This is a genomic window from Collinsella sp. TM04-29 (assembly GCF_003466565.1).
GTDB lineage: Bacteria > Actinomycetota > Coriobacteriia > Coriobacteriales > Coriobacteriaceae > Collinsella.
In genome coordinates this window covers 65,226-78,836 of sequence record NZ_QSPW01000004.1, presented here as the reverse complement: position 1 = coordinate 78,836, position 13,611 = coordinate 65,226, and the positions used below count along the sequence as shown (strand labels likewise).

12 protein-coding genes are annotated in these 13,611 nt (G+C 59.3%); 7 read left to right on the top strand and 5 right to left on the bottom strand.

Going from position 1 to position 13,611, the window contains the following annotated elements; all coding sequences use genetic code 11:
* Positions 1–182 precede the first annotated feature (182 nt).
* Positions 183–1,496: an NCS2 family permease gene (locus tag DXD39_RS08185; RefSeq protein ID WP_117803754.1), complete on the bottom strand. Its 1,314-nt coding sequence runs from the start codon at positions 1,494–1,496 to the stop codon at positions 183–185.
* 193 nt (positions 1,497–1,689) lie between these two features.
* Here DXD39_RS08185 and DXD39_RS08180 point away from each other — a divergent pair, with 193 nt between their 5' ends.
* Both DXD39_RS08180 and bsh read left to right on the top strand, forming a co-directional pair.
* Entirely contained in the window at positions 1,690–2,109 is a 420-nt protein-coding gene (locus DXD39_RS08180) for a peptide deformylase (protein ID WP_035137017.1), read from the top strand.
* Positions 2,110–2,240: 131 nt separating this feature from the next.
* On the top strand, positions 2,241–3,206 hold the full coding sequence (gene bsh / locus DXD39_RS08175; protein ID WP_117803753.1) for a choloylglycine hydrolase: 966 nt from the start codon (positions 2,241–2,243) through the stop codon (positions 3,204–3,206).
* Positions 3,207–3,308: 102 nt separating this feature from the next.
* On the opposite strand, the gene DXD39_RS08170 is transcribed toward bsh, so the two are convergent.
* On the bottom strand, positions 3,309–4,220 hold the full coding sequence (locus DXD39_RS08170; protein WP_117803752.1) for a DMT family transporter: 912 nt from the start codon (positions 4,218–4,220) through the stop codon (positions 3,309–3,311).
* A 117-nt stretch (positions 4,221–4,337) separates the two neighbouring features.
* On the opposite strand from DXD39_RS08170, the gene DXD39_RS08165 reads away from it, so the two are divergent.
* Together DXD39_RS08165 and DXD39_RS08160 are read left to right on the top strand one after the other, a co-directional pair.
* Positions 4,338–5,195, top strand: coding sequence for a LysR family transcriptional regulator (locus DXD39_RS08165; RefSeq protein ID WP_233541149.1), 858 nt, complete (start codon positions 4,338–4,340; stop codon positions 5,193–5,195).
* 202 nt (positions 5,196–5,397) lie between these two features.
* Positions 5,398–6,879: an aminotransferase class I/II-fold pyridoxal phosphate-dependent enzyme gene (locus DXD39_RS08160; RefSeq protein WP_117757320.1), complete on the top strand. Its 1,482-nt coding sequence runs from the start codon at positions 5,398–5,400 to the stop codon at positions 6,877–6,879.
* A 75-nt stretch (positions 6,880–6,954) separates the two neighbouring features.
* Here DXD39_RS08160 and DXD39_RS08155 read toward each other — a convergent pair whose 3' ends face one another.
* Positions 6,955–7,365, bottom strand: a complete 411-nt coding sequence (locus tag DXD39_RS08155; protein WP_117774396.1) for a peptide deformylase — start codon at positions 7,363–7,365, stop codon at positions 6,955–6,957.
* A gap of 204 nt (positions 7,366–7,569) precedes the next feature.
* Between DXD39_RS08155 and DXD39_RS08150 the strand changes: the two genes are divergently transcribed.
* Together DXD39_RS08150 and DXD39_RS08145 are read left to right on the top strand one after the other, a co-directional pair.
* On the top strand, positions 7,570–8,985 hold the full coding sequence (locus DXD39_RS08150; protein ID WP_117803750.1) for an MFS transporter: 1,416 nt from the start codon (positions 7,570–7,572) through the stop codon (positions 8,983–8,985).
* A gap of 152 nt (positions 8,986–9,137) precedes the next feature.
* Positions 9,138–10,049, top strand: coding sequence for a hypothetical protein (locus DXD39_RS08145; protein WP_117803749.1), 912 nt, complete (start codon positions 9,138–9,140; stop codon positions 10,047–10,049).
* Between the two features lie 284 nt (positions 10,050–10,333).
* On the opposite strand, the gene pdxT is transcribed toward DXD39_RS08145, so the two are convergent.
* Both pdxT and pdxS read right to left on the bottom strand, forming a co-directional pair.
* Positions 10,334–10,921, bottom strand: a complete 588-nt coding sequence (gene pdxT / locus DXD39_RS08140) for a pyridoxal 5'-phosphate synthase glutaminase subunit PdxT (protein WP_117803748.1) — start codon at positions 10,919–10,921, stop codon at positions 10,334–10,336.
* Between the two features lie 20 nt (positions 10,922–10,941).
* Complete coding sequence (pdxS, locus tag DXD39_RS08135) at positions 10,942–11,832, bottom strand: pyridoxal 5'-phosphate synthase lyase subunit PdxS (RefSeq protein WP_117803747.1); 891 nt, start codon at positions 11,830–11,832, stop codon at positions 10,942–10,944.
* 145 nt (positions 11,833–11,977) lie between these two features.
* Here pdxS and DXD39_RS08130 point away from each other — a divergent pair, with 145 nt between their 5' ends.
* Positions 11,978–13,417 carry a PLP-dependent aminotransferase family protein gene (locus DXD39_RS08130; protein WP_117803746.1) on the top strand — a complete coding sequence of 480 codons (1,440 nt, stop codon included), beginning with the start codon at positions 11,978–11,980 and terminating at the stop codon, positions 13,415–13,417.
* Positions 13,418–13,611: the final 194 nt, after the last annotated feature.

The following is a 13,611-nucleotide window of genomic DNA, read 5'->3' as shown; positions in this document are numbered from 1 at the left end:
ATGCGATTACGCCCAGCATATCTGCAGGATGTAGCCGGCGGTAGTGCCGTTTGGAGGGCAAAATGTCCAAAACTTGGGAAGCAATATATCGCGCGTCCGTGCGATGCCTGGCTTTAAAAGAAAAGCGCGGAGCCGCTCGATGCGACTCCGCGCTTTGGTGTTCTGCTTTGGCAGCTTTGCCGCTACGCTACAAAGAAGTAGACGAGGAAGGCGAGGGCTGCGATCCACATGAGCGGCTTGATCTTGGAGGCCTCGCCCTTAAAGAGCGCGACGATCACGTAGGCGATAAAGCCCAGACCGATGCCGGCAGAGATGGAGTAGGTGAAGGGCACGCCGGCGACAATCATGAACGCCGGGAAACCCTGCGACACGTCGGACCAGTCGATCTCGGAGGCCTCGCTCATCATGAGGTAGCCGACGTAGACCAGAGCACCGCAGGTGGCGGCGCTGGAAACGATGGTGACGATGGGGGAGAAGAACGCGGCGAGAATGAACAGCACGCCGGTGGTGACGGAGGTGAGGCCCGTGCGGCCACCGTCGGCAGCGCCAGAGGTGGACTCGACGAAGGTGGTGATGGAGGAGACGCCCATAAAGCCACCGGCAGCAGCGGCCACGGAGTCGACGACCAGGATGGGACGGATGTCCTCGACATTGCCGTCCTCGGTTAGGAACTCGCCCTGCTTGGCGACGGCCATCGCGGTGCCCATGGTGTCGAAGAAGTCGCTCATGAGCAGCGAGAAGGCAACGACGAGCAGCATCGGGTCGGTCAGGACCTTCACGATGGCAAGGTTGCCGTCGGCAGTGCTGGCAAACGGGGCGCCGAAGGTCGAGAAGTCGAGCGGTGCGATGAGGCCCTCGGGCGCATGGGTGACGCCCAGCGGGATTCCGGCGATAACGGCGACGATGATGCCGATGAGCAGCGAGCCCGGCACGTTGCGGGAAGCCAGGGCAACCGTCACGACGATGGAGATGATGCCGACGATAAAGGTGGGGGAGGCGATGTCGCCCAGGCCGACGAGCGTACCGGCGCCAGCGGTGATGATGCCGGCGTCGCACAGGCCGATCATGGCGATAAACAGGCCCAGACCCACCGAGATGGCGTGGCGCAGGACCACGGGGATGGCGTCCATGATGGCCTCGCGCAGGCCGCACAGGACGAGCAGCAAGATGACGATACCCTCGAGGAAGATAACGCTCATGGCCACGTGCCAGTCGCCGCCGCACATGGTGGTGGCGATGCCCGCGATCATGGCGTTGATGCCCAGACCCGACGCGCAGGCGAGTGGGCGGTTGGCGAAGATGCCCATGCAGATGGTCATGATGCCGGCGCCCAGGCAGGTGGCGCAGGCGAGCGCTCCCGCATCGATGCCAGCGCCCGAGAGCACTGCGGGGTTGACGGCGATGATGTAGGCCATCGCCAGGAATGTTGTCAGTCCAGCGCGAAGTTCGGTCCCGATTGTGGACTTGCGCTCACTGACGTGAAAAAGTTCGTCCATGCATACCCTTTCCTTGTTCGGCCCCGAGTTTAGGCCGATTGACACGAACTCACTTACTATATCGTCTTTACAACCTTGCTGTTCCTCGCATGTTGATGTTCGGCGCTTTGTAACAGACGGACGGTATTTATCGCATGAAAATGTGTGGGTACCGTATACTTAAGCGGTTACAACGACCCCTATGGAGGAACGTATGATTAAAGAGCTTTGCCACGACGAGGCTATCCTGTCCCAGCGTTGCGAGGTTGCGACCGTCGAGGACGAGTCGGTTGCTCAGGACCTGATCGATACCATCAAGTCGCTCGACGATGCCGGCTGCCTTGCCGCTAACCAGATTGGCGTTACCAAGAAGGTCTGCGTCTACCTGGACGACGCCGGCGAGCCCCACGTGCTCTACAACCCCCGTCTGGTGTTTGGCCTGGGCGCCAGCAAGATGGAGGAGAGCTGCCTGACGCACGAGGAGGTCACCAAGTCCACGCGCTATATCAAGTGCAAGGTTGCCTTTGACCAAATCGTCGACGGCAAGATGAAGGAGTGCCGCCGCGATTACGCAGGCTTTGAGGCGCAAATGATCCAGCACATGATTGATCACTGTCTTGGAAAGTTGGTCTAAGGGGACCAAAGCACCGCACCTCGTCGTTTTTAGTCCGGGTATGACATTGTTGTCATGTCCGGACTTTTTTGTTTAGCGCTCCTTTGTTTGGTGACAATGACCTTAGTAAGAACATTGAGCTAGGAGGCGCTATGTGCACGAGCATTCGATTTACCGATAATTCCGGCCACATGTATCTGGGCCGCAACCTCGACTGGAGCTTTGGATACGGCGAGCAGGTTCGCGTGGTGCCCCGCGGGTTCCACATCCCGTACTCGTATATCGACGATGCGACGGCGGCGCACGCGGTGATCGGCATGTGCATCGATTACAAGAACTATCCCATGTTTTTCGACTGTGGCAACGATGCGGGTCTGGCTGTGGCGGGGCTCAACTTTCCCGGTTATGCCGAGTATGCCGAGGGTCCGGTTGACGACAAGACCAATATCGCGGCCTACGAGTTTCCCCTGTGGGTGGCGGCGACGTTCTCGACGGTCGACGAGGTCGAGGCCGCGCTGCGCGACACGGTGATTGTTGCCAAGTCTGCCGGTGAGGGGCTGGGCGTGTCGCTGCTCCATTGGATTATCGGCTACGGCGAGCGCAGCATCGTGGTCGAGATGATGGCCGACGGCCTGCATGTGTACGACGATCCGGTCGATACCCTTGCCAATCAGCCGACCTTCCCGTGGCATATGGAAAACCTGCGCACCTATATCACCGCCTCAAACGATTTTCCGCAGACGGCGACATGGCGCACCGCCGAGCTTAAGCCTTATGGTGCGGGTGCCGGCATGCGCGGTATTCCGGGTGACTGCTATTCGCCGAGCCGTTTTGTAAAGGCGGCCTATCTCAATGCCAATTACCCGCAAAAGGAGAGCGAGGCCGAAAACGTCGTCCGCATGTTCCGCTCGCTCGAGGGCGTGGCGATGATCGAGGGAGCGTCCAGGATGGGCGATGGCAACTTCGAGAAGACCATCTACACCGGATGCTTTAGCGCGCGTACGGGCAATTATTACTACGCGACCTACGAGGACCCATCGATTCGCTATGTGAGCCTGATGGATGCCGAGGGTGCGAGCCCCGATAGGCTCGTGGTTCCCGAGCCGCGTCGTTCGTAGCCCATAGCTTTACTGCAATGCAAAATGGCCCTGCATCTCCCGTGAGGTGCAGGGCCACTGCGACCTGGGCTTTATCCCGCATGCGCCCCGAGAAAATGTCCCTTAAGCGCGCGCTGCCTGGGCGATACCGGCCTTGGTGCTTGCGCGTTTGCCGGCGAGTTCGCAAAAGACCGCGCCGCCGATGATGAGCGCGGCGCCCATGAGGCGGATTGGCGTCATGGTCTCGCCCAAAAGGACGGCGGAGAACACGACTGCCGAAAGCGGCTCGAGGTAGCCGACAACCGCGACGGTCTGCACGGGCAGCTTGGCGACAGCACTAAAGTAGAGCAGGCAGCCGATGCCGGTGTTGACGACGCCGAGCATGGCGACGGCGCGCCAATCGATGCCGGCGGCAATGCTGGGGGAGAGGAACGAGGGGGCGCCCTGTGTGAGGAGCGTAAGGACCAGCGCGGTCATAAAGGCGGCGCTCACCTGGAGCGCGGAGTTTTCGAGGCCTTCGACGTGTGGCGCACCCTTGCTAGCGATGACCATCAGCGCATAGCAAAATGCCGAGGCGATGCCGCAGGCGATACCCGCAATGGGCATATTGCCGCCTAGACCTTGTACTGCAATGAGAAAAGCACCGCAAGCAACGGCGGTGAACCCGGCGATTTTGCCGCTGGTCAGTTTTTCGCCAAAGATAAACGGTGAGAGAGCCATGACGATGATGGGGCCGCAGTAGTACAGCAGCGAGGAGATGCCGACGCCGATCGTCTGATAGGCGCGGAACAGAAAAATCCAGCTGGCGCCCAGCGCGGCCCCCGAGAGGATCAGGGCCGCAGCTTCGCGGGGGCGAGATGGCGCCTGCAAGTTATGGCGTTGGGTGATGGCAAGGATGATGACGAGCGAGAGGGCTCCCAGAAAGGTGCGCAGCAGCACGATGTCGGAGCTCGGCAGCGCGATGGCGGCGGCGATGATGCCGTTGGAGCCAAACAACAGCAATGCTGCCAAATACCTAAACAGTCCGTTGTTCATGCGCAGCCGCCCTTCTATATCCGTGCATGTTCACTATGGGCGAGGTGGATTTAGAAGAAAAGCGAATATAATGCATGGATGACATGACAAAAACTCATGCAAAGGTGGGGACGTGCCGTGGAAACGAATATTCAAAAGATGCAGGTGCTGCTCGAGACAGTACGCGCCGGCAGTTTTACGCGCGCCGCCGAGCACTTGAGCTATTCGCAATCGGGCGTGAGCCGCATGGTGGCCGACCTCGAGGCCGACTGGGGTTTTAAGGTACTCGACCGCAGTCGCGAGGGCGTGACACTTTCTGCCGACGGGCGGCAGGTCATGCCGGCTGTCGAGGCGCTCTGCGAGGAATTCATTCGCTTGCAGCGGCGGGTGGATGAGATGCGTGGGCTCATGCGCGGCAAAATCTGCATCGGTACGTTTTCGAGCGTGGCGACCCACGTACTGCCGCCGGTGATTGCGCGTTTTCGCGCCGATTATCCAGACGTCGATTATGAGTTACTGATGGGCGACTATTCAGAGATTGAACAATGGGTGGCGGAGGGGCGCTGCGACCTGGGCTTTATCCCGCGTGAGCCCCGAGAAAACGGCATGGCATCACGGTCTTTAGTGTGTGATGAGCTGATGGCGGTGGTGCCGACAGATTCGTTGCTTGCCACGGCGGAGTTCGTCTCTCTTACCGATTTGGCAAGAGAGCAGTTTATTCTGCTGGAACGGGGTACCGATGATGAGATTACGCCGCTATTCCGTCGGGCGGGGCTGGCGGTGCGCTCAAAACTGTCGACTTGGGATGACTATGCGATTATGGCTATGGTCGAGGATGGCCTGGGCGTGAGCATTCTTCCCGCGCTCATCTTGCGTCGCTGCCAGTTCGATGTTGCTGTGCGTCCGCTCGAAGGGCATCCCCATCGGCAGATCAACGCCATATATCGAACGGCCGATGTTTCGCTTGCCGCCGCTCGTTTCCTCGAATACCTCTAAATGCGTGCACGTCGTTATCGCCTTGGGATAAATCTCGAGGTCTTGCTCATTTTATTTTTGAAATTGAACTTTTCGAAATAGCACGGCGTTATACTGCTGCCTAAATTGAACTCAGGTTCAATTCGTGTTGTATAAATTGAACTTTGCCAGCAAGGAGGTTCTAGTGGCCCAAGAGACGTTTAGCTATCGTCTGCGACAGGCTATGTCCGATCGCGACGTTCGCCAGTCGGACGTGATCCGCGCATCGGAGATGCTCGGCAAAAAACTCGGCAAGAGTCAGATGAGCCAATATGTGAGCGGCAAGACGATTCCGCGGCGCGATGTGGCTGAGCTGCTCGCCCGTATTTTGGAGGTCGATGTTACCTGGCTGCTTGCCGGCGACGCCGATCAAGGCGAGGCATCATCACCCCGCAACGATTCCAAGCCCGAACCCCATCCCTCAGCTCAAATTGCAAGGAGCACCACCATGCGTACTTTTTCTAAATCCACCAAGCTCGATAACGTCCTGTATGACGTGCGCGGTCCCGTCGTCGACGAGGCCGCCCGTATGGAGGACGAGGGCGAGCGCATCCTCAAGCTCAATATCGGCAACCCGGCGCCCTTCGGTTTCCGCACGCCCGATGAGGTCATCAAGGACATGCGCCAGCAGCTGCCCGACTGCGAAGGCTATTCCAACTCGCGTGGCCTGTTCTCCGCGCGCAAGGCGATCATGCAGTATTCGCAGATCAAGGGCCTGCCCAACGTTCAGATGGAGCATATCTACACGGGCAACGGCGTGTCCGAGCTCATTCAGCTTTCGATGAACGCGCTGCTCGACAATGGCGACGAGATTCTGATCCCCAGCCCCGACTATCCGCTCTGGACGGCGTGCGCAACCCTTGCCGGCGGTCATCCTGTGCACTATCTGTGCGATGAGCAGGCGGATTGGTATCCCGACCTGGAGGATATGGAGTCCAAGATCACGAGCGCGACCAAAGCCCTCGTTATCATCAACCCCAACAACCCCACGGGCTCGGTCTACCCGCGCGAGGTGCTCGAGGGCATCGTCGAGGTTGCACGCAGGCATCAGCTGATGATCTTTGCCGATGAGATCTACGACCGCCTGTGCATGGACGGCTACGAGCACGTCTCGATTGCCTCGCTCGCTCCTGATCTGCCCTGCGTCACCTTTAGCGGCCTTTCCAAGTCGCACATGATCGCGGGCTATCGTATTGGCTGGATGGTGCTTTCGGGCAACCAGCGCTGCATGAGCGACTTCATCATGGGCATTAACATGCTCTCCAACATGCGCCTGTGCTCCAACGTGCCGGCTCAGTCGATCGTTCAGACGGCGCTCGGTGGCCATCAGTCCGTCAACGACTACATCCGCCCCGGCGGCCGTGTCTACGAGCAGCGCAACTTTGTGTATGAGGCGCTCAACAAGATTGACGGCATCTCGGTGGTTAAGCCGCGTGCGGCGTTCTACATCTTCCCCAAGATGGATGTGAAGAAGTTCAACATCACCGATGACGAGCAGTTTGCCCTCGACCTGCTGCACGAGAAGAAGATCCTGATCACGCGCGGCGGCGGCTTCAACTGGGCTGAGCCCGACCACTTCCGTATCGTGTACCTGCCGCGCATGGAAGTACTCAAAGAGTCCCTCGAAGACCTCGCCGACTTCTTCGACCATTACCGCCAGAGCTAGTGGGATAGAAGTTCCGCACTATGAAAAGCTCCCTGCAGTTGTTTTGCTGCAGGGAGCTTTCTTGAATCGGCGGAACTAAATAACGATTCCGCAACAGTGGTCGATTTCGTGTTGGATGATCTCGGCGGTGTAGCCCGAGAAGTTTTTGATGCGGTGGACGAAGTTCTCGTCCAGATACTCAACCTTAATGCGGCGATAGCGGGTACAGGGACGCTCGCCGATCAGCGAGAGGCATCCTTCGCTCGTCTGGTAGGCATTGACCTGCTCAAGAATCTGCGGGTTGTACATAAGCAGCGACTTGCTGCCGTCCTTTACGCAGATGATGCGTTTGCGCACGCCAATCATATTGGCGGCGAGCCCCACGCACTCGTGCTCATGCTCATGGAGCGTATCCAGGAGGTCCTGCCCGGTCGCGGCATCGTCGGGTCCCGCGTCTTCGGAGGGCAGGCGCAAAAAGAACTCGGATTTCATGATGGGCTTAATCATGGCGGGCTCCTCATGTCTCATGCTTTCGTGGACTTTTAATAATAGCGCGGAAGGAAAGCGGCGCGTCCGCGTTACAATCTTTCGACGTTGGACCATGTGGCCAGATTCGTCGTGCGTGGCGTCTGGCGTAAGTCTAGGGCTCATTCTCGCCCTGGACTGTTCCTCCGGGGCGATGCGACGGTCGTTCCAAGAGGAAGGAAATGCATGGGGAGTAAATCTCAGCAACAAGTTAGGGCAACGCCATCGGGCACTTCGGCGTTTCTCATCGTTATGTATATCGCAGCCTTTGTTGCCGCGTTTAACGAGAACATCATTAACGTGGCGCTGCACGACATTATGGCGGCCTTTTCGGTGAGTGCCACCACGGCGCAGTGGCTTGTTTCGGGCTACATGATCGTGACGTCGATCTTTACGGCCATCATGGCCTTTCTGTCCGGTCGTTTCTCGACGCGCAAGCTGCTGTTTTTCGCATGCGGATGCATGGTCGCCGGAGAAGTTCTGTGCCTGGTCGCCCCGTCGTTTACCGTTTTGCTGCCAAGTCGTATTTTGCAGGCTGCGGGATCGGGCATCTTGTTTCCGCTCATGATGAATGTGGTGCTATCTTGTGCTCCGCGCGAGAAGCTCGGTCTGTATCTGAGCCTGGGCGGTGCCTGCATTACGCTAGGGCCGGCGTTTGGGCCCGTGATTAGTGGTCTTATGTGCACGTTGTTTGGCTGGAGGGCTGTGTTCGTAGTGCCGCTGGTGGGCGGTGTTGTGGTCGCTGCGGCGGCAGCAAAGCTCGTTCGGAATGTTGGAGAGCGCTCGAACACTACGCTTGATATTCTGTCGGTTGCTTTGCTTGCGGCCGGCATCACGGCGTTTGTATATTCCGTAGGCGAGTTCTCGACCAATCTGATTGCCGGTATCGTGGCGCTCTTCGCCGCCATTGTGCTGCTCGGCCTGTTTGCGGCCCGCCAGCTCAAGCTCGAGCATCCGGTGTTTAACGTGCGTCCCATGGCGAGCGTTCGTTTTTGGCCTGCGTGCCTGCTTGTGATGGTGTCGATGATGACGGCGTTCTCGATGAGCGTTTTGTTGCCGCTCTATTTTGAGGGCGCATACGGCATGACCGCGCTTGTTGCGGGCCTGCTCATTTTGCCGGCAATTGCCTGCAATGCCGTGACCTCGATTGTAGGCGGGCGCGTGATGGATGCCCGTGGCGCATGGCCGCTGCTGCCGGTCGGTTTTGCCCTGATTGCCGTGGGACAGACTGCGATCTCGATGACCGCGGCGACCATGAACATCGGCGTTGTCGCGGCACTGACCGTTGTAGTGTATGCCGGCGTCGGTTTGGTGCTGAGCCCCTCGCAGACGGCCGGCTTGGAGACGCTACCCGTCGCTGAGCATCCTCACGGAACGGCATTGCTCAACACGTGGAACATGATTGCCGCGTCGTTTGGCCCGTCGCTGTTTATCGGCCTGCTTTCGAGTTCTGCAGCGGCTGCCGGTGCCGCCGGCGTCGCGACGGACGTTGCCCAGGCGATTGGATTTGCGGTTGCCGTGCGCGTGGCGGCTGTGATTGCCGTTGTCGGGTTCGCGGTGTCGGTTGTGTACGCTCGCCGCGAGTCGTACATGTCGCATTAATGTGTGCACATAGATTCTGCAGCTAGATTGGATGGCGACACCATAAACTAATTGACGTTTTGCCGAGAGGCATGAATGCTTAAAGCGCAAAGAGTGCGCGACGGGCCCCGCGAATGGGGCGATGATGCCCGAGAGGGCCAAGAAGGAGTCTCATGTCCGAGAACGAAGAGATCATGAACGAGACCGAGAACGAGACCATGGCTGCCGAGGTTGAGGCAGTCGAGACCGTGGAGACCGAAGTTGCCGAGGTTGAGGCTGCTGACGAGGTTTCCGCCGAGGAGGAGGCCGAGGTTGTCGAGGCCGCCGTTGATTACGATGACGAAGAGCTGATGGACAAGATGCAGAAGGCCGCCCGCCTGCTGCGTAGCCGTCGCTTTGCTATTTCCAAGGAGGAGGAGGCCAAGGCCGAGCGTATGGCGAACATCGAGCGCGCCATCAAGCTGCTTGACCTCAAGCCCAAGATGGAGCAGAAGGAGATGTCCGACCTGCTGGGCATGCGCCTTCGTGAGCTCGATGGTCTGATGGCCGAGGCCGAGGCTGCCGATCTGGTCGGCCGCATCGACGACGCCGAGGGCGATATGCGCAAGATCGTCGTCTTCGCTGCCGAGGATGCCGCCGAGGGCCTGGTCGAGCTTGCCAACAAGAAGGAGAAGCTCCTGCCCGAGCTTTCTTACGAGGAGGCCACCGAGCTGATGGCCGCTCTCGATAAGGTTATTGCTCCGCTCGTCGCCATGGGCCTGGACGAGGACCGCGGTCCTCGCGGCGGCCGTGACGAGCGCGGTGGCCGTGGCGGCGACCGTGGCGGTCGCGGCGGCTTTGGCGATCGCGGTGGCCGTGGCGGCGACCGTGGCGGTCGCGGTGGCGATCGCGGTGGCCGTGGCGGCTTTGGCGACCGTGGCGGCGACCGTGGCGGTCGCGGCGGCTTTGGTGGCAACCGTGGTGGCTATGGCGATCGCGGTGGCAACCGTGGTGGCTTCGGCGGCAACCGTGGTAACGACCGCGGCGGTCGCGGTGGCGACCGTGGCGGCCGCAACGGTGGCGGCTTCCGCGGCAACCGCTTCTAGGGGTTACGCGGTTCTACGAACCGCGTAACTAGTTGACGCTGCGCGCCCACCAGAGCGACAACTTGTCATTCAAAGAGGACGGCATGACCAGAAGGTCTATGCCGTCCTCTTTTCATGTCAATTTGTTCGCTCTGGTGGGCGCTCGCTGTCGGTACCAAAACATCGGCATCCCCAAGGGATCATTTGCACCAAAGAATGAGAGTGGATAATCTCCCGGTATGAGCCCATATTCATGCTCAAGGTGGGAGATTATCCACTCTCGTTTCGTTTGTTGATTTCGATGCCTACATTTGCAGGAACAGTTCGTGGAGGTGGGTGTCTTCGTCGAGCTCGGGGTGGAAGGTGACGCCGAGCTGGTTGCCTTGGCGGGCGGCGACGATGCGACCGTCGACTTCGGCTAGGGCCTCAGTGTCGCCGTGCACTTCGACGATGCGGGGCGCACGGATAAACGTCAGCGGCACTTCACCGTCGATGCCGGCTACCTGCCCCTTGGCTCGAAAGCTGCCGAGTTGCCTGCCGTAGGCATTGCGCTCGACGAGTACATCCATGGTTGCCAAACGCGACGTGCCCTTATCGTCATGAGCGGCAAGGTCGTGAGCCAGCAGAATCAGGCCGGCGCAGGTGCCCAGGACGGGCATACCTTCAGCGATACGGGTACGAAGCTCCTCGAGCATGCCCAACTCATCAAGCAGTTTCCCTTGAACGGTAGACTCGCCGCCGGGAAGTACCAGACGGTCAAAGTTCTGCTTCAAATCGGCCGCCTGCCTCAGCTCAATACAGCGTGCGCCCAGCTCGGACAGTCTTGCCTCGTGCTCGGCAAAAGCGCCCTGGACCGCCAGCACGGCGACCGTTTGGTCTGCATAATCGCTCATGTGCGATCCTTTCTGCTGGACTAGCGCCCGCGCTCCTCCATGATGATCTCGATTTCGTCGGCGTTGATGCCCACCATGGCCTCGCCCAGGTCCTCCGAAAGCTCGGCGATGAGCTTGGCGTCGGTGAAGTTTGCCACGGCCTTGACGATGGCGGCGGCGCGCTTGGCGGGGTCGCCGCTCTTAAAGATGCCCGAGCCAACAAAGACGCCCTCGGCGCCCAGCTGCATCATCAGCGCGGCGTCGGCGGGGGTCGCGACTCCGCCGGCGGCAAAGTTTACGACGGGGAGCTTGCCCGTGGCATGGACCTCGCGCACCAGCTCGACCGGAACCTGCAGCTGCTTGGCTGCCTCAAAGAGCTCGTCGTCGCGCAGGGCAACAACGTCGCGGATCTGCTTTTGGATCTTGCGCATATGGCGCACGGCCTGAACGACGTCGCCCGTGCCCGGCTCGCCCTTGGTACGAATCATCGTGGCGCCCTCGGCAACACGGCGCAACGCCTCGCCCAGATCGCGGGCGCCGCAGACAAACGGCACGTCAAACTGGGTCTTGTCGATATGATAGACGTCGTCGGCAAGGGAGAGAACCTCGGACTCATCGATGTAGTCGATCTCGATGGCCTGCAGGATCTGCGCCTCGACGATGTGACCGATGCGGCACTTGGCCATGACGGGGATGGAGACGGCCTCCTGGATGCCCTTGATCATCTTGGGGTCGCTCATGCGCGACACGCCGCCGGCGGCGCGGATGTCGGCCGGGATGCGCTCGAGAGCCATGACGGCGCAGGCGCCTGCCTCCTCGGCGATGCGTGCCTGCTCGGGCGTGGTGACGTCCATGATGACGCCGCCCTTGAGCATCTGCGCGAGCTCGCGATTGAGTTTGACGCGATCGGCCTTGCTGGTCTGTTCTGCCATGGTTGCTCCCTTGGTTGGCATGTACATTGCTTGACGGAACATCCTATCGGGGAGCTGGGTATGGCGAAATAATCAGTTTTCGAGATAATAACAAGGTCAGACTAATACCAAATTGAATGACTCGATAAGGTCAGGTGACAAACTCATGCTTGACTACAATTTGGAACAACGCGGCGAAGCATCGCTTTATGAGTATGTTTACCAGCAAATCCGAGATGATATCGTAGCTGGACGCATTACGGCGGGGGAGCATCTGCCGTCTAAGCGCGCCTTTGCGAGTCATCTCGGTATCAGTGTCATTACCATCGAGAATGCATATAGCCAGTTGCTTGCCGAGGGTTATATTTGCTCAAAGCCGCGGCGTGGCTACTACGCTTGCAAGCTTCCGGATGCACCGGTTTTGCCTTCGGCTGCGGGGGGCATCGACCGAGATGCCGTTTCTGTGGGTCCCAGCACGCATGATATCAACGGACAGGTCGAGCGATTCGATGCGCTTTCTCCTTCTGCTTTGGAGGCGGCGCGGCTTTGGCAAAGCGCGCTACGGGCGACGCTGGCATCCGAAGACGAGCGCGAAATCTTTTCGCCCGCACCGGCGCAGGGCACTGCTCGGCTGCGACGCGCAATTGCTCACCATCTGCGCGGGACAAGGGGTATGAATGTCGACCCCAACAACATTGTTATCGGTGCGGGCGCCCAGCTGCTCGATACCATGTTGGTTCAGTTGCTTGGAGCCGACAAGGTGTATGCCGTTGAGGACCCGGGGTATTTGCGTTTGACGCGCATCTATCAGGCCATGGGTTGCGAAGTGCGGCATATCCCGTTGGATGATGAGGGCGTGGACTTGAGCATTCTGCAGAAAAGCGGGACCGATGTCCTTCACCTGATGCCGTCCCATCAGTATCCGACCGGCCTTGTGACGAGCATTGCGCGGCGCTATGCGCTTCTGAGCTGGGCTGCTGAACGGCCGGGTCGGTATCTCATCGAAGATGACTTTGATTGTGAGTTTCGCCTTGCCGGGAAGCCGATTCCCGCGCTTGCGTCGATCGATGCCGCTCAGTCGGTTATCTACACCAACACGTTTTCGAAGAGCCTTTCATCGGCGTTGCGTTTGGCGTACATGGTGCTGCCCGATGAGCTAATGGAGAGGTTTAAACGCAACCTTGGTTTCTACGCCTCGTCGGTAAGTTCTGTCGATCAGGTCGCCTTGGCGCGTTTGCTGGAATCGGGTGATTACGAGCGACATGTGAACCGCGTGCGCGTTCGTGCTCGCGAGGCGCGTGATGGCCTGATGGCGCTTGTGCGGAAGGTGTTTCCGGCAGGAGAGGTCTCGATCGAGCATGCGGATGCGGGTCTTTACTGTATCGTGGTTGCGGAGCGTGGAACGGGCGGAAGCACTTTTGCACGGGCCCTCACGCGCTCGAGCATCCCTTTTATCGATATCGGTGACTGTTTTTGGTGTGCCGATGGCGCATCTGTCCCTGAAAGCTCGACTCGAATCCTTGTCCAGTATGACGACTTGAGTTCAAATGCGCTTAATACCCTGGAATCGCAGTTAATGGGGGTGCCCTCTAGCCTAAGTGAGTAGACCTTTAGCTCTTTGGCGACCAGGCAGTTTTGCAACAAGCTATCTACCTGCGGTTTTGAAAAGCAGGATGACCGGCCTGCTCGGGATGTTCCAAAAAGTCTACTCACTTGCCGCGCAAAGCTTCTCCATGAGAAAAAATGGGGTTTTCAACAGCACTTCGTCCAGCTCTCGGCAAGCTTTTGGCCAGTTGGGGA